The sequence below is a fragment of the Nocardia sp. CC227C genome (assembly GCF_030767025.1).
In the GTDB taxonomy this organism is placed as follows: domain Bacteria; phylum Actinomycetota; class Actinomycetes; order Mycobacteriales; family Mycobacteriaceae; genus Nocardia.
Window position 1 is genome coordinate 299647 of the sequence record NZ_JASITE010000006.1, and the last position, 15658, is coordinate 315304.

General features: G+C 68.9%; 15 protein-coding genes. 7 read left to right on the forward strand and 8 right to left on the reverse strand.

What is annotated here, in order from left to right; genetic code table 11:
- The first annotated feature begins 80 nt into the window (after positions 1-80).
- A complete protein-coding gene (locus QMO76_RS14890) occupies positions 81-377 on the forward strand; it encodes a plasmid stabilization protein (RefSeq protein ID WP_306361872.1) in 297 nt (98 codons plus the stop codon).
- Between the two features lie 218 nt (positions 378-595).
- Here the strand turns inward: QMO76_RS14890 and QMO76_RS14895 are convergent, their stop codons facing one another.
- Genes QMO76_RS14895 through QMO76_RS14905 form a run of 3 tightly spaced genes read right to left on the reverse strand, consistent with a single transcriptional unit; the run spans position 596 to position 2763 of the window.
- A complete protein-coding gene (locus QMO76_RS14895; protein ID WP_306361873.1) occupies positions 596-1255 on the reverse strand; it encodes a GntR family transcriptional regulator in 660 nt (219 codons plus the stop codon).
- Positions 1242-1994 carry a maleate cis-trans isomerase gene (locus QMO76_RS14900; protein WP_306361874.1) on the reverse strand — a complete coding sequence of 251 codons (753 nt, stop codon included), beginning with the start codon at positions 1992-1994 and terminating at the stop codon, positions 1242-1244. Before QMO76_RS14900 ends, QMO76_RS14895 begins: the two co-directional genes overlap by 14 nt.
- A gap of 28 nt (positions 1995-2022) precedes the next feature.
- A complete protein-coding gene (locus tag QMO76_RS14905) occupies positions 2023-2763 on the reverse strand; it encodes an Asp/Glu/hydantoin racemase (protein ID WP_306361875.1) in 741 nt (246 codons plus the stop codon).
- A 133-nt stretch (positions 2764-2896) separates the two neighbouring features.
- Here QMO76_RS14905 and QMO76_RS14910 point away from each other — a divergent pair, with 133 nt between their 5' ends.
- Both QMO76_RS14910 and QMO76_RS14915 read left to right on the forward strand, forming a co-directional pair.
- Complete coding sequence (locus QMO76_RS14910) at positions 2897-3862, forward strand: D-2-hydroxyacid dehydrogenase (RefSeq protein WP_306361876.1); 966 nt, start codon at positions 2897-2899, stop codon at positions 3860-3862.
- Positions 3863-3873: 11 nt separating this feature from the next.
- Entirely contained in the window at positions 3874-5268 is a 1395-nt protein-coding gene (locus QMO76_RS14915) for an amidase (protein WP_306361877.1), read from the forward strand.
- A 211-nt stretch (positions 5269-5479) separates the two neighbouring features.
- Here QMO76_RS14915 and QMO76_RS14920 read toward each other — a convergent pair whose 3' ends face one another.
- Together QMO76_RS14920 and QMO76_RS14925 are read right to left on the reverse strand one after the other, a co-directional pair.
- Positions 5480-5977, reverse strand: coding sequence for a DUF3830 family protein (locus QMO76_RS14920; RefSeq protein WP_306361878.1), 498 nt, complete (start codon positions 5975-5977; stop codon positions 5480-5482).
- Positions 5978-6096: 119 nt separating this feature from the next.
- The gene (locus tag QMO76_RS14925; protein ID WP_306361879.1) at positions 6097-7338 is read right to left on the reverse strand and encodes an aspartate aminotransferase family protein; all 1242 of its coding nucleotides are present in this window, start codon (positions 7336-7338) and stop codon (positions 6097-6099) included.
- Between the two features lie 240 nt (positions 7339-7578).
- Here QMO76_RS14925 and QMO76_RS14930 point away from each other — a divergent pair, with 240 nt between their 5' ends.
- Together QMO76_RS14930 and QMO76_RS14935 are read left to right on the forward strand one after the other, a co-directional pair.
- Positions 7579-9051, forward strand: a complete 1473-nt coding sequence (locus QMO76_RS14930) for an NAD-dependent succinate-semialdehyde dehydrogenase (protein WP_306361880.1) — start codon at positions 7579-7581, stop codon at positions 9049-9051.
- Between the two features lie 83 nt (positions 9052-9134).
- Positions 9135-10190, forward strand: coding sequence for a tartrate dehydrogenase (locus QMO76_RS14935; RefSeq protein WP_306361881.1), 1056 nt, complete (start codon positions 9135-9137; stop codon positions 10188-10190).
- A 28-nt stretch (positions 10191-10218) separates the two neighbouring features.
- On the opposite strand, the gene QMO76_RS14940 is transcribed toward QMO76_RS14935, so the two are convergent.
- The gene (locus QMO76_RS14940) at positions 10219-11091 is read right to left on the reverse strand and encodes a hypothetical protein (protein ID WP_306361882.1); all 873 of its coding nucleotides are present in this window, start codon (positions 11089-11091) and stop codon (positions 10219-10221) included.
- Positions 11092-11868: 777 nt separating this feature from the next.
- Here QMO76_RS14940 and QMO76_RS35365 point away from each other — a divergent pair.
- Positions 11869-12288 carry an endonuclease VII domain-containing protein gene (locus QMO76_RS35365; protein ID WP_372341981.1) on the forward strand — a complete coding sequence of 140 codons (420 nt, stop codon included), beginning with the start codon at positions 11869-11871 and terminating at the stop codon, positions 12286-12288.
- Between the two features lie 85 nt (positions 12289-12373).
- Here the strand turns inward: QMO76_RS35365 and QMO76_RS14945 are convergent, their stop codons facing one another.
- Positions 12374-12730 carry a hypothetical protein gene (locus QMO76_RS14945; protein ID WP_306361883.1) on the reverse strand — a complete coding sequence of 119 codons (357 nt, stop codon included), beginning with the start codon at positions 12728-12730 and terminating at the stop codon, positions 12374-12376.
- Between the two features lie 52 nt (positions 12731-12782).
- The gene (locus QMO76_RS14950; protein WP_306361884.1) at positions 12783-13190 is read right to left on the reverse strand and encodes a hypothetical protein; all 408 of its coding nucleotides are present in this window, start codon (positions 13188-13190) and stop codon (positions 12783-12785) included.
- A gap of 230 nt (positions 13191-13420) precedes the next feature.
- Between QMO76_RS14950 and katG the strand changes: the two genes are divergently transcribed.
- On the forward strand, positions 13421-15649 hold the full coding sequence (gene katG, locus QMO76_RS14955) for a catalase/peroxidase HPI (RefSeq protein ID WP_306361885.1): 2229 nt from the start codon (positions 13421-13423) through the stop codon (positions 15647-15649).
- The last annotated feature ends 9 nt before the right edge of the window (positions 15650-15658 follow it).

The following is a 15658-nucleotide window of genomic DNA, read 5'->3' on the forward strand; positions in this document are numbered from 1 at the left end:
GCTGGGCCGCGCCGGACGGCCCGCCGAAGCCCGCGTTTGCCACCGGGTCGCCCGGTTATATCCCGTGCAGGAGGTGTGCCATGCCGAAGGAATGGACCGACAAACAGGAACGTCAGTACGAGCACATCAAGAAATCCGAACGCGAGCAGGGCACCGGCGCGAAACGCGCCAAGGAGATCGCCGCCCGCACCGTGAACAAGGACCGGGCTCGCTCCGGGCAGACGAAATCATCCGGCGGCTCCCGTTCCCGCTCGGGCGGTCGCGGATCCAGCGGGCCGACCCGCGACCAGCTCTACGACGAAGCCAAGAAGCGCGATATCACGGGCCGCTCCCGCATGACCAAGGCCCAGCTGGCCAAGGCGCTGGGCCGCGCCTGATCCGGCCGAGCCGCTGCGCTCGTCGCACAGCCGGTACTCCAACGCCTCGACACCGTCCTGCCCGACACCGTCCTGCCCGACACCGTCCTGCCCGACACCGTCCTGCCCGACACGGTCCTGCCCGACGCCGATGACGCGGGCCGCCTGTCATGACCGGGAAGGTGGCCGTGACCGCGGTGCGGGCGCACTGCCGCGCCGACCGGACTCCCGGCCCCGAATCAGAATCGGGTGCGCAGCCGGGCGACCGCGTCCTCCATGTGGTCGAGCAGGAGGCGGCGGGCGTGTTCGGGTCGGCCGTCGCCGATGGCCGCGCGCAGGTCCTCGTGCTCGGCCACCTGCACGGCCAGATCGGCGTAGGTGCTCTGCAACGCGCCGATGCACATGCGGGTCTCGATGAGCAGCGTGTCGGCGGCGCGCACCAGCCGGGCACTGCCGCAGCAGGCGACCAGCGATTTGTGGAAGGCGTGGTCGGCGTCGGAGACCCCCGCCACGTCCCCGCGCGCGGCGGCCGCGCGCATGGCGGCCACGGCGGGCGCGAGCGCGGCCGCGGCCTGCTCGCGGCGGCCCTCCAGAATCAGGTCCAGCGCGCCGCCCTCGATGGCGGTGCGCGCCCGGTAGATGTCGACCACGTCGTCGAGGGTGAGGTCGATGACGAAGATGCCGCGGTGGCGGATGCTGTGGGCCAGCCCCTCCGACACCAGCCGCTGCATGGCCTCGCGCACCGGGCCGCGCGAGACGTCGAACTGGGCGGCCAGGTCGGCCTCCACCAGTTGGGTGCCGGGTTCCAGGGTGCCGTCGATGATGGCCGAACGCAGCCGGTCGGCGATCATCTCCGCCGTCGAGCGGCGGTCCACCGGCTGGAATTCAACGGTCTGCATAGGTCTTTCTCTCCGTGAACAGCGATCCCAGCAGCGGGTGGGGCGGTAGGTCGGCGAGCAGCCCCGCCAGCCGCAGGCCCTCCCAGATGGTGACCTGGTTGGCGGTCAGCACCGGTTTGTCCAGCGCCGCTTCGAGTTCGGGCAGCACCGCGAGGGTGTGCATGGCGGTGTCGGGCACCAGCACCGCGTCGGCGTCGGGATGGTCTTTGGCGGCCACCAGCGCGGTCACCTGCGCCGCGGTGAGCGTGCCGACCTCGGCGGCGGTGTCGATGCCGGCGCTGGACATGGACACCACCGTGATCCCGGCGGCGGCGAGGAAGTCGACGAACAGCCGCGCCACCTCGTCGGGGTAGCTCGCCACCACCGCCACCGTGGTCACGCCGAGCGCGTGCGCGGCGCGCGTGAACGCGAAGCTGGTGCTGGAGGCCGGCACCCCCGCCGCGCGGGCCAGCCCCTCGGCCTGGCCGCGCGCACCGTCGGGGCCGTAGACGAAACTGCCGGAGGTGCAGGCCCACACGACGGCGGCCGGACGGTGCGGTGCGAGCAGCCGTGCACCGTGTGCCAGTTTCTCCGGGCTGCCCAGGTCGAGCAGTTCGGGCACGGCGTGCAGATCGGTGCCGTAGATGTGGGCGACCGGCAGTTCGACGCCGAGCAGGGCGGCGGCGCGCGGATAGTCGTCCTCGGCGGCGTGGTCGGGGTAGACGAACCCGACGGTGGCGGGCGTGTGGTCTTCGGTCACGGGATACCTCGCATCAGTGAACGTCGCATCAGAAAACGTCTTGGAGCCATTTGCCGGGGCCCATCATGGGCAGTTTCATCCGCCCGAGACAGGCCCACATGGTGAGTTGGTTGGCGGTGAGCACGGGTTTGCCGAGCGCCCGTTCGAGCGGTTCGACGATGTCGTAGGTGGGCAGGTTGGTGCAGCTGACGAAGATGGCCTCGGCGTCGGGATCGTCGGCGAACATGATGCGTTCGGCGATGGTCCGATAGCTGACCTTCCAGATGCCGCCGCCGAGCCCGAGGTGATCGGACCGCACCACCTCGCAGCCGGTCTCGCCGAGGAACTCGTGCAGTTTCCCGGTGAGTTCCTCGTCGTAGGGGGTGATGACCGACAGCCGGGTCAATCCCAGTTTGGCGATGGCCTCGGCGAGCGCGCCGGAGGTGGTGACCGCGTCGCGGGCACCCGCCCGGCAAATGGTGCGCCGCAGCGACTTCTCGTAGGCCAGTCCCTTGATGAAACTGCCCGAGGTGCACAGGTAGGCGACCACCTCGGGCTCCACGTGCAGCACATCGCGGGTCGCGGACGTCAGATGGACGGCGTCCGAGACCAGTTCGGCCATCGCCAAGGAGACCGGCACCGGTTCGTACGGCGTCCGGGCGAGATGCAGGCTCACCTCCAGTGGTACCCAGCGCCACAATTCACGTTCCAACGCGAGGTCGAAGGGGGCGATGATCCCGATGCCACGTTGCGCCACCGGCCCCTCGAACTCGGGGAGAAACAGTTCCACGACGGCCCCTCTCGCCGGCGGTGCAGAACCCTTTCTGCCGGGAGCGACGCGCCCGGCAACCCCCGAGCGAGACTCCAGGGGTGTACACACTCGGATTGTTGACAATCGTACGATGACTTTCTAGCCTGTCAACGTGGAAAAGGGGCCAATTGTGACTGTTCTCCACGACGGCAACCTACCGGACCCACATCTCATGGCCCCGGTGGCCGAGCGCGCGACGATTCGCTACACCGAAGCCGACGGCCTCGAGACCGCGATCCGCGGGGCCGAGGTGCTGTTCGTGTACGACTTCCTCTCCCAGGCGATTCCGGGAGCCTGGCATGCCGCCGACCGACTGCGGTGGCTGCACATCGCCGCCACCGGCGTCGATCCGGTCATGTTCGACGAACTGATCGACAGCGACGTCGTGGTCACCAACACCCGCGGCGTATTCGACCGGCCCATCGCCGAATACGTCCTCGCCCAGATCCTCAACTTCGCCAAGGGCCTGCCCGAATCGCAGCGGCTGCAGGCCGACCACGAGTGGCGGCACCGCAACGGCGAGCGGATCGCCGGGGCCACCGCGCTGGTGGTCGGCACCGGGGCGATCGGCCGCGAGATCGCCCGGCTGCTGCGCTCGGTCGGCATGCGGGTGCGGGCGGTGGGCCGCCGCGCCCGCCGCGACGATCCCGACTTCGGTGTCGTCGACGACGACCTGCTCGCCGCGCTGCCGCACGCCGACTACGTCGTGGCCATCGCGCCGCTGACGCCGTCGACACGCCACATGTTCGATGCGCGTGCTTTCGCCGCCATGTCCCCCCGGACACGTTTCATCAACGTCGGTCGTGGGGAATTAGTGGTGACAGACGATCTGGTTGCCGCGGTGCGGTCCGGGACGATCGCGGGCGCCGCACTCGATGTGGTCGACCCCGAACCGTTGCCCGCCGGACACCCGCTGTGGGACCTGCCCGAAGTTCTCGTCACACCGCACAATTCCGGCGACACCGCGGGATGGCGGGAGGAACTGGTGGCAGCGTTCGCCGGCAACTTCGCCAACTGGATCGCGGGTCGGCCGCTGGACAATGTGGTCGACAAGGAGCTCGGGTACGTGCCCGCCTAAGGAGGCCAGCAATGTCGCACCCCGACATCCCCACCGATCCGTCCGCCATGACCGCGGTCGAGCTCGTCTCCGCCTATGCCGCGGGCGCGCTCTCCCCGGTCGAGGCGACCCACGCGATCCTCGACGCCATCGCCGAACGCGACGGTGACGTCAACGCCTACTGCCTGGTGGATCCCGAACGCGCACTGGTCCAGGCCAAGGATTCCGAACATCGCTGGCACAGCGGCCATGTCAAGGGCCTGCTGGACGGCGTGCCCATCTCCATCAAGGACATCTTCCTCACCGAGGGCTGGCCCACCCGGCGCGGTTCCAAGGCCATCGCCGCCGATGTGCCGTGGCCGGTGGACAGCCCCGTCTCCGCGCGGCTGCGCGAGGACGGCATGGTGTTCCTCGGCAAGACCACCACACCGGAGCTGGCGTGGAAGGCCACCACCGACAGTCCGCTCACCGGCATCACCCGCAACCCGGTCGACCCCACCCGCACCGCGGGCGGCTCCTCCGGGGGCAGCGCGGCCGCGGTGGCGGGCGGTATGGGGCCGGTGTCGGTGGGCACCGACGGCGGCGGCAGCGTGCGCATTCCCGCCGCGTTCTGCGGCATCGTCGGCTTCAAACCCACCCACGGCCGGATTCCGCTGTACCCGGCCAGCCCGTTCGGTCCGCTCGCCCACGCCGGACCCATGACCCGCACGGTCGAGGACGCGGCGCTGCTCATGGACATCCTGTCGCTGCCCGATCCCCGCGATCCGACCGCGCAGCCGCCCATGCTCACCACCTTCCGCGCCGAGATGCAGCGCGACGTGCGCGGATTGACCGTCGCGTATTCGCCCACCCTCGGCTACGTCGACGTCGACCCGGAGGTGGCCGACGTGGTCGCGACCGCGGTGCAGCGGCTGGCCGACGCCGGACTGCGGGTGGTCGCCGCCGATCCCGGTTTCACCGATCCACGCGAAGCGTTCGAGAACCTGTGGGCGGCGGGCGCGGCGACCATGCTGTCGAAGTTCCCCGACGGCAGCCGCGAGATCGTGGACCCGGGCCTGGCCCGGGTGTGGGAGCACGGCGAGAACCTCACCGCCATCGACTATCTCGACGCCCGCGCCACCGCCGCCGACGTCGGCATCGTCATGGGCGCCTTCCACACCGCCCACGACGTGCTCATCACCCCCACGGTCCCGATTCCGGCCTTCGACGCCGGACACGACGTGCCACCCGGCAGCGACCTGAGCAGCTGGCCGCAGTGGACCCCGTTCACCTACCCGTTCAACCTCACCCAACAGCCCGCCATCAGCATCCCGGCCGGAGTGACCGCCGCCGGACTGCCGGTGGGCCTGCAGATCGTCGGCCCGCGCCACTCCGACGACCTGGTGCTGGCGCTGGCCCGCTACGCCGAGGCCGTACTCGCGGCCTGAGAAGCTGTCCGGTCGGCAGCGGGAATCCGGGGCGCGGGCAGGCCGGGGGTCGGTTGGCGGCACGAGTTCCGCGAGCAGCTGACCGACGACTGATTCCCGCATGATCCTCGGTCCGGTCGGGCGGGGACCGCGATGATCCTTCGCCACCACGGCCCGGCACCCGCGTCGAGCGGGTGCCGGGCCGTGCTCGGACCGACAGCGAGCCGCGCGCTCAACTCGTGCGGGCGAAGGCCAGGGTCTCGCCCTCCACGCCGCGCAGCCACAGGGTGTTGCAGGCGGCGGCGATCTCGGTGAGGCCGTCCTCGATGGTGGCGAAGACATTGCCGGGCACCCAGCCCATATCGCCGTTGATGAGCAGGTTGTTGCGGCCGTAGAACAGGGCCAGGTCGGTGGCGCCCTGGCTGTGGTGGGCCGCCGAACCCGGCTCGTAGCCGTAGGCCGGGTTGCCGATCTCCCACGGCTCGAAGTCGAACAGGCACACGTCGCCGGGAATCGGGGTGACCGTCGGATTCTCCCGATGCGGGGCGGCGGTGATGCGGGGGAGCAGCGTGTAGACCTCGTTGCGGGCGTACTTGGCGTGGAAGGCGTCACCTTCCTGCGGTAGCGCGTTCCACACCGCCTCGCAGGTGTGCGGGGCCTGCTCGTCGAGCAGGCGGGCGCGGCAGCTCACCCCGGCCTTGGTGAGGGTGATGGTGATGTAGCGGGTCATGGGTTCAGCCTTCCGTATCGGTGGAGCGGAGTTCGGTGCACGGGACCGCGCGCCCGGCGGTCCAGATCGTCACGACCCGGGGCGCGCCGACCGGGACCGCCCGGGGTGTCGGCCGTGGGTCACAGCTCGGCCAGGACCGACTCCCAGATGTCGAGGCCCTCGCGGATCTGCTCGGCGGTCGCCACCAGCGCCGGGATCATGCGCACCACGTTCATGTGCGCGCCGCACGCCAGCAGCAGCAGACCCTTCCGCACCGCCAGCCGCCGCGCCTCGGTGGCCGCCGCCGTATCGGGTTCGCCCGCGGCCGTGGTGAATTCGGCCCCCACCATGAGCCCGAGACCGCGCACGTCGCCGATGCCGGCGGTGGCGCGGGCGCGCACCCCGTCGAGCAGTTCGCGACCGCGCAGCGCCGCGTTCTCGACCAGGCCCTCCTTCTCGATCACCTCGAGCGTCGCCAGGGCGGCCGCGCACGCCACCGCGTTGCCGCCGTAGGTGCCGCCCTGCGAGCCGGGCCACGCCCGACCCATCAGCTCGGCCGACGCCGCGATGCCCGAGAGCGGGAATCCGCTGGCCAACCCCTTGGCGATGGTGATGATGTCGGGCCGGATGCCGAAGTGCTGGTGGCCGAAGAACCTTCCGGTGCGCCCGAATCCGGTCTGGATCTCGTCGAGCACCAGCAGAATCCCGTGCCGGTCCGCGCGCTCACGCAGACCCTGCAGGAATCCGGCGGTGGCGGGCACGTAGCCGCCCTCACCGAGCACCGGTTCCACCACGAAGGCCGCGGTCTCCTGCGGGGAGGTGAGGGTGGCCAGGATGTAGTCCAGTTCCCGCAGCGCGAAATCGGTGGCCTGCTCCTCGCTCCAGCCGTAGCGGAACGCGGTGGGGAAGGGGGCCACGTGCACGCCGCCCATGAGCGGGCTGAAACCGGCCGAGAAACGGGTACCGGAGGTGGTCATGGTGGCGGCGGCGACGGTACGGCCGTGGAAACCGCCGTGGAAGACGATGACGTTCGGCCGTCCGGTGGCCTGGCGCGCCAACCGTAAAGCCGCCTCGACGGCTTCACTGCCGGAATTGGCGAAGAACAGCGAATCCAACCCCTCCGGCAGCACCTCACCGAGCTTCTCGGTGAGATCGAGCAGGGGCCGGTGCATGACGGTCGTGTACTGGCCGTGCACCAGCTTCGCCACCTGCGCCTGCGCGGCCTCCACCACGCGCGGGTGACAGTGACCGGTGCTGGTGACGCCGATCCCGGCGGTGAAGTCCAGGTAGCGGCGGCCGTCGGTGTCGTACAGGTAGCAGCCCTCGCCGTGGTCGACGGTGACGGGGGTGGCCTGGAGGAGGACGGGGGACAGGGCAGTCATGGGTGATCGCCTCCGGAACGGTCCGGCGCGGGCGGAGAGTTCGGACATCATCCGGCGGGCCGGACGGTGGGGAACTCGAGGACAGCGTCGGCGCGATTGTCTATTGTCGGATGTCTATTGTCGGATTGTCGACAATATGCATAACATGTGCGGCAGCACGGCGGCAATGGACTCGGCCGCGGAAAGCGGCACAGGACTCGGCCGCACGAACATGCGGCCACGGCGGGAGGAACGGGAGCCATGCTCACCGAGACACAGCTGACCCAGACGGAACGCGACGCCATCGACAGCATCCCCGACGGACTGTTCATCGACGGCGACTGGCGGCCCGGCACCGGCACCATGCCGGTCACCGACCCCGCCACCGGCGACATCCTGCGCACCGTCGCCGACGCCGGCCCCGACGACGGCCTGCGCGCCCTCACCGCGGCCACCGCCGCCCAGGCCGACTGGGCGCGCACCCCGGCCCGGCAGCGCAGCGACATCCTCATGCGCGCCCACCGGCTGCTGCTCGACGACGTCGAACGCCTCGCCCTCGTCATGACCCTCGAAATGGGCAAACCGCTGGCCGAAGCGCGCGGTGAGGTCGCCTACGCGGCGGAATTCCTGCGCTGGTTCGCCGAAGAGGCGGTACGCCTCGACGGCGGCTACCTGCCCGCACCCACCGGCGGCTCCCGCTTCCTGGTCACCCGGCAGCCGGTCGGCCCCAGCCTGCTCATCACCCCCTGGAACTTCCCGATGGCCATGGGCGCCCGCAAGATCGGCCCCGCCCTCGCCGCCGGCTGCACCTGCGTGGTCAAACCCGCCGAACAGACCCCGCTGTCCATGCTGGCGCTCGCCGAGGTGCTGCACCGCGCCGGAGCGCCCGCGGGCGTGGTCAATGTGCTCACCACCTCCGACCCGGCGGCACTCATCGGCCCGATCATCGCCGACGGCCGCGCCCGCAAACTCTCCTTCACCGGCTCCACCGCCGTCGGCAAACTGCTGCTGGAACAGTGCGCGCGCACCGTCATGCGCACCTCCATGGAACTCGGCGGCAACGCCCCCTTCCTGGTGTTCGACGACGCCGACCTCGACGCCGCCGTCGACGGCGCCATGCTCGCCAAGATGCGCAATATCGGGCAGGCGTGCACGGCCGCCAACCGCATCCTGGTGCAGCGCGGCATCGCCGACGACTTCGCCACCCGCCTGGCCGACCGCATGGCCGCGCTGCCCATGGGCCGCGGCACCGAACCCGGCGTGGTGGTCGGGCCGCTCATCGACGCCGACGCCGTCGCCAAGGTCACCGACCTGGTCGCCGACGCCCGCCGCCGCGGCGCCACCGCCGTCACCGGCGGCGAACCCCATCCCGGGCCCGGAAACTTCTATCCCGCGACGGTTCTCACCGACGTGCCCGCCGACGCCCCGATCGGGCACACCGAGATCTTCGGCCCCGTCGCCGCCCTGTCGGTATTCGACACCGAAGCCGAGGCCGTCACCCGCGCCAACGACACCCCCTACGGGCTCGTCTCCTACGTCTACACCGAGAATCTGCGCCGCGGCCTGCGGGTCAGCGAAGCCCTCGACACCGGCATGGTGGGCTTGAACCAGGGCGTGGTGTCGGATCCGGCCGCACCGTTCGGCGGCGTCAAGGAATCCGGGCTCGGCCGTGAGGGCGGCTTGGTGGGTATCGACGAATTCCTGGAAACCAAATACATCCGGGTCGCGCTGTGACCCCGCGCGGGCTGTGATCCGCCGCAGGCTATGACTCGGCGCGCCCCCGTGACTCGACGCCCCGTACTCGACAAGGAGACACCGTGACCTACCGCATCGCCACCATTCCCGGTGACGGGATCGGCGTGGACGTGACGGCCGAGGCCGTCGCCGTGGTCGACGCCGTGCTGCCCGGGATCGAATGGACCGCATTCGACTGGTCGTGCGAGAACTATCTGCGCACCGGCGCCATGATGCCGCCCGACGGACCCGAGCAGCTGGCCGGATTCGACGCCATCCTGCTCGGCGCGGTCGGCTTTCCCGGTGTGCCCGACCATATTTCGCTGTGGGGGCTGCTCATTCCGCTGCGCCGCGCCTTCGCACAGTACGTGAACCTGCGCCCGGTGCGACTGCTGCCCGGCACCGAATCCGCGCTGCGCGACCGCACCGCCGCCGACCTCGACATCCTCATCGTGCGCGAGAATTCCGAGGGGGAGTACTCCGAGATCGGCGGCCGCCACAATCCCGGCCGCCCCGACGAATTCGTGCTCCAGGAGTCGGTGTTCACCCGCGTCGGCTGCGAACGCATCATCCGCTACGCCTTCGACCGGGCCCGCGAGCGCGACCGCCGCCTGTGCTCGGCCACCAAATCCAACGGCCTCATCCACTCCATGCCGTACTGGGACAGCATCGTCGACGAGGTCGCGGCCGACTACCCCGACGTCACCGTCCGCTCCATGCACGTCGACGCCCTCGCCGCCGAAATAGTCCTGCACCCCGACCGTCTCGACGTCATCGTCGGCTCCAACCTCTTCGGCGACATCCTCTCCGACCTCGCCGCCGCCGTCACCGGCGGCCTCGGCCTGGCCCCCTCCGGCAATATCAACCCCGCCCGCGACACCCCCTCCATGTTCGAAGCCGTCCACGGCAGCGCCCCCGACATCGCCGGCCAAGGCATCGCCAACCCCGTCGCCCAAATCCTCGCCGCCGCCATGATGCTCGACCACCTCGGCGAATCCGCGGCCGCCACCGCCATCGACACCGCGGTCTGCGCGGTCCTCGACGAAGGCCGGGTACTCACCCCGGACCTGGGCGGCACCGCCACCACCACCGAACTGGGCAAGGCCATCGCCCAGCGGGCGGCGGACCTGGTGGGCTGACACCGAATCGTCAGCACCCGACCGGCCGTCACCCGCCGAATGTGGCGAGCCAGCCGTGGAAGTCGTCGGTCGGGTAGATGCCGACGCCGCCGTCGGTCCTGACGGCCATGGCGGCCAGATCCACCTGCCCGTTACGCCACATGTAGACGTGCGGGCTCACCGGCCACGGCTGCTCGGCGTGCGCCATGGTCGCGAGACGGGCGAGGACGGCGGTGGCGCGAAAAGCGCGGTCCATGGTGTCGGCGGGACATGCGTATACGCACCGCTTCGATGGCACGATGGCAATGGCGCCCCGTTGGCCGTGCACGGGATACGCACCCAGCCAACGCAGGTGTGTGGTGATGTACTCCGGCCCGGTCAACAGCGAAATCGACAGTCCCTCGCCCATATCCACGCCGTCGAAGGGCAGGGTGCTGATCTCGGGTGGATCGTCGCCGCGCACATTGGCCTCGGCGAGCGCGAACAAATGATGCTCCCCGATCGGCCAGCGCGCCAGCATCGCATACGTGACCGGACGGACGGTGTGCACCGCATCCAGCACCACCCGCTGCACCAGACCCGGTGCGAGCACCCGACGGACCGCATCCGCGGCAATGTCATTGCTGGAGTACAGCCGAGTCCGGATCAGCATGCGGATGGTCGAGAAATCGCCCTCGTCGAGTGGTGCTTCACGATCGATCTCGCACTCCACCATCCCGCTGACCAGGTAGTCCTCCACCAGCGCGGGCCATTGGTCGCGAGACTCCGCCGCCAGCACCCTCCGCAGATCCGACAGCGACATCGTGAAACAGCCGCAGACCCCCGCCACCGCGACGGTATCCGCCGCGATGCGCCGACAGGACAACCCGCGCCGTGCCGCCCGGTCCACCAAGACGGCAAGCACATCCGCTACCGCGGCCATCGCCGCACCCTCCTCCCGCGAGACGGCACCAGCGCGTCCCCGGACACTCCACGACGCCGATAGATTCGATAGATCCGATTGTGCCCGGCGGCACCGACAGATTCGGCTCGGTCACGCGAACCAGCGCGGCGAATCCATATCGTCACAGTGACGAATAGAAGTCGAATGGCCGGAGGCATGCACCAGGGGAGTGCCGGGCGAGTCGCCGCCGCGAATCACCCGGGCGCACCAGCCGCAGCCCGAGCCGCTCGTCGGATCGCCACCCGACGACATGCCACCCCACAATCAATGACCGATCAATATGTCACAGTGACGGATTGACGCCATGGAGCCCGAAAGGGGGAGTACGCCCACGAATCCCGATATCGACGACGACTGCCAACCTCGTTCGACCAGCCTACTGGGATCCGGAATTTTTCCGGCGATTGATCGGATACACGAAATTTTCCACACCGGCCACCGGAGGCACCCCGAACACCCGCCATGCCTGCGCACCCGAACGGCGAGCAGCCGAGGGAATCCGCAGCCGAACGTCACGCCGAGCAACACGAAACAGCATGTCGCACAGCAGGTTCGCAGGCAACGGCCCAGGCCGTATAAACGCCGATAATCTACACTATGTAAACCTGAAGCCCGGAGACCGGGCCATTTCACACACGCACCAGGGTTGTCAGTGCCCTATGTCACATTTGCATCGTGACCGATACATCGACTCCCCCCGACTTGATTCGATGCTGTCCGACCAAGGGGTGTGGCGAATGGAAGCCGCGATCTTTGATGGCCCAGCCCGGACCTCAGTCGCCCCTCTGCTTCGCCTGCTATCAACGGGCTAGAAGGCGGCGGCAGGGCCCCGAAACCGCCCGGCGGGCGAATCTGTGGGCGAAGTATCGCATCAGGCCGGAGCGATATGACGCACTACGGGAGGCGCAAGACTATCGGTGCGCAATCTGCGGCATCCACGAAGAGTCGATCGATCGTTCACAGGTGGGTGGACGACCGAGAAAGGATGGCACCGAACTGGTGAAGACTCCTTTGGCGGTCGACCACGACCACATCACCGGCGCGATACGGGGACTTCTCTGCCCATCCTGCAATTCCGGGCTCGGCAAGTTCGCTGACGACGTCAGCCGCCTACTCGCCGCAGTCGACTACCTTCGAAAACACTCCTCCTCCGCACCGGCCGCCGCCCGTGAATAGGCACATCCCTCACCATGGAGGTGGACTTCAAACCTATAGGCTCACATCAGGTGGCACCTGTCGATCCTCATCTTCCTTCCATCGCTCAGCGTTGGAGCGTCAGCGTGATGGAGCCGACTTCTACCCCACCCAGGTACGCCGGGCCCGCGTAGCCGCCGTGTCCGTCGCTGATGAGTACGACTCGGTGGCCGGGAAACAGGTCCACGTAACCGCCGTCGGGTGTCGGATGGATCGGGTAACGGCCTATCAAGACCAGGTCTCCGCCCTCGACGCGCGCGTCGCGTTGCAGGAGCACGATGCCGGACGACCATGTCGTGGACGTGTAGGCGCCGGGTTCGACGTCGGCGGATGCTTGGCCGGCCGCGCCGATGAGGGTGGCCGCGCTCGCGGCCACGGCGATCGTGGCGGCCCGGACCATTGCCGGTGTGGCGCATATGGACATCGTCAACCCCTCTCGCCTCGGGTTGACAACTTTACGCTCGCTGATGCCGCCTTCACATCGCAATCGGCCGCATGATCAGCGTTCCGGCATCGTCGATACCGATATCGCACGCGGTGATGCTTCCGCGGATATGTCGTAGCGGCCGGCTCGCAGCCGTCGTGTCCACCCGGATATCACCATTGACGGCCCACAGTCGGTCGTCGAGCGGGCCACGGACGCGGGCTATGCGCATCACCATGGCGCTGCGCCCCCATTCACCCAGGTCGATGGCGGTGACCGGAATCAGTTTGCGCGCGGTGGCGGCGCGTAGTCGTGGCGGGACGAGCGAGCCGGTGAAGGTGCCGACCAAACCGTCTCCCCCGACACTGGTCCAGATGATGGATTTCCAGAGGCGCAGGAAGCGGCGTTCGGCGATAGGTGGGATATTCGTGGTCAGCAATGCTTCCGACACCGTGTCCAAGTGCGGCTCCCCTCGCCGTCAGCCGCATAGTTGTGCGGCGCTCACCCTGATCTACAACCTGTCAGCAATCTATTGGCTATCAATGTAGTCGGGTGCCGGCGCATGTGATGCCCGGTTAGCGAACTATTTTCGCCATTCGCTCGCGAACAAGACTTGATTAAGTCATAATCTTGATCGACTCCACTTAGCTGGATGTGTACGACCATGCACGAACTCGAAAGGAACCGCCAGTGGCTCAGGAACATCCGCCCGTCGGAGAGGCCAATACCGAACCCGCAGCAGGCGGGTGCCCCATGGCGGCCGGTCGCCTCAAGTACCCCACCGAGGGCGGCAGCAACCGGGACTGGTGGCCGAACCAGCTGAATCTGAAGATCCTGCAGAAGAATCCGGCCGTCGCCAATCCGATGGACGACGGCTACGACTACGCGGCCGAGTTCGCGACCCTGGACCTGGCGGCGGTGAAACGCGACATCGTCGAGGTCATGACGACCTCGCAGGACTGGTGGCCCGCCGACTTCGGGCACTACGGCCCGTTCTTCGTGCGCATGGCCTGGCATGCGGCGGGCACCTACCGGATCAGCGACGGGCGCGGCGGCGCGGGCGCCGGCATGCAGCGCTTCGCTCCCCTGAACTCCTGGCCCGACAACGCCAGCCTGGACAAGGCGCGGCGGCTGCTGTGGCCGGTGAAGAAGAAGTACGGCAAGAAGCTGTCGTGGGCCGACCTCATCGTGTACGCGGGCAATGTGGCACTCGAGGATATGGGCTTGCCGACCTTCGGGTTCGGCGGCGGCCGCGTCGACCAGTGGGAACCCGAGGAGGACGTGTACTGGGGTCCCGAGCAGACCTGGCTGGGCGGCGACGGGCGCTACAGCGGCGAACGCGACCTGGAGAACCCGCTGGCCGCGGTGCAGATGGGTCTCATCTACGTCAATCCCGAAGGCCCCAACGGCAATCCGGATCCGCTGCTGGCCGCGGGCGATATCCGCGAGACGTTCCGCCGGATGGCCATGAACGATGTGGAGACCGCGGCGTTGATCGTCGGCGGCCACACCTTCGGCAAGGCGCACGGCGCCGGACCGGCCGATCACGTCGGCCCCGAGCCGGAGGCGGCTCCGCTCGAGGAGCAGGGCCTGGGCTGGAAGTCCAGCTTCGGCAGCGGTGTCGGCAAGGACGCCATCACCTCCGGACTCGAGGTCACCTGGACCCCCACCCCCACGACATGGGACAACTCCTTCCTGGAGATCCTGTACGGCTACGAGTGGGAGCTGACCAAGTCCCCCGCCGGCGCGCACCAGTGGGTCGCCAAGAACGCCGAGGCCATCGTCCCCGACGCCTTCGACGCGTCGAAGAAACAACTGCCGACCATGCTGACCACCGACCTGTCCATGCGGATGGATCCGATCTACGAGCGGATCACCCGCCGCTGGCTCGAGCATCCGCAGGAGCTGGCCGACGAGTTCGCCAAGGCCTGGTACAAGCTCACCCACCGCGATATGGGCCCCAAGGCGCTGTACCTGGGTCCGGAGGTGCCCGCGGAGACCCTGCTGTGGCAGGACCCGATCCCGGCGGCCGACTACGAGACCATCGGCGCGGCCGAGATCGCGGATCTGAAGCAGCGCATCCTCGCCTCGGATCTGACCATTCGGCAGCTGGTATCCACCGCGTGGGCGGCGGCGTCCTCGTTCCGCGGCAGCGACAAGCGCGGCGGCGCGAACGGCGGCCGGATTCGCTTGCAGCCCCAGATCGGCTGGGAGGTCAACGAACCCGATGCGCTGGCGGTGGTGATCCGCGCCCTGGAGGGCATCCAGGAGGCGTTCAATGCCGCCCAGTCCGGGGGCAAGCGGGTGTCGTTCGCCGATCTGGTGGTGCTGGCCGGCGCCGTCGCGGTGGAGCAGGCCGCCAAGCACGCCGGGGTGGAGATCGAGGTGCCGTTCCGTCCGGGCCGTGCCGACGCCACCCAGGAGCTCACCGATGTGGAGTCCTTCGCGGCGCTCGAGCCCACCGCCGACGGCTTCCGCAACTATGTGGGCAAGGGCAGCCGTCTGCCCGCCGAATACCTGCTGCTGGACAAGGCGAACCTGCTGACGCTGTCCGCCCCGGAGATGACGGTGCTGGTCGGCGGCCTGCGAGTGCTCGGCGCGAACTACCAGCAGTCCCCGCTGGGCGTGTTCACCGCCAACCCGGGCGCGCTGACCACCGACTTCTTCGTCAACCTGCTCGATATGGGCACCAAGTGGGAGCCGTCGCCCGCCGATGACGGCACCTATGTGGGCACCGACCGGGTGACCGGTGCGCCGAAGTGGACCGGCAGCCGCGTCGACCTGGTGTTCGGGTCGAACTCGCAGCTGCGGGCGTTGGCCGAGGTGTACGCCGAGGACGATTCGAAGGAGAAGTTCGTGCGCGACTTCGTCGCCGCGTGGACCAAGGTGATGGAACTGGACCGGTTCGACCTGGCCTGATCGCGCCCG

Excerpts from the sequence above, each read along its gene's own strand:
- QMO76_RS14915 (WP_306361877.1), top strand. The coding sequence starts at position 3,874 with ATGTCGCACCCCGACATCCCCACCGATCCGTCCGCCATGACCGCGGTC.
- QMO76_RS14895 (WP_306361873.1), bottom strand. The coding sequence starts at position 1,255 with ATGCAGACCGTTGAATTCCAGCCGGTGGACCGCCGCTCGACGGCGGAG.
- QMO76_RS14930 (WP_306361880.1), top strand. The coding sequence starts at position 7,579 with ATGCTCACCGAGACACAGCTGACCCAGACGGAACGCGACGCCATCGAC.
- QMO76_RS14890 (WP_306361872.1), top strand. The coding sequence starts at position 81 with ATGCCGAAGGAATGGACCGACAAACAGGAACGTCAGTACGAGCACATC.
- QMO76_RS14940 (WP_306361882.1), bottom strand. The coding sequence starts at position 11,091 with ATGGCCGCGGTAGCGGATGTGCTTGCCGTCTTGGTGGACCGGGCGGCA.
- QMO76_RS14920 (WP_306361878.1), bottom strand. The coding sequence starts at position 5,977 with ATGACCCGCTACATCACCATCACCCTCACCAAGGCCGGGGTGAGCTGC.
- QMO76_RS14945 (WP_306361883.1), bottom strand. The coding sequence starts at position 12,730 with ATGTCCATATGCGCCACACCGGCAATGGTCCGGGCCGCCACGATCGCC.
- QMO76_RS35365 (WP_372341981.1), top strand. The coding sequence starts at position 11,869 with ATGGCCCAGCCCGGACCTCAGTCGCCCCTCTGCTTCGCCTGCTATCAA.
- QMO76_RS14925 (WP_306361879.1), bottom strand. The coding sequence starts at position 7,338 with ATGACTGCCCTGTCCCCCGTCCTCCTCCAGGCCACCCCCGTCACCGTC.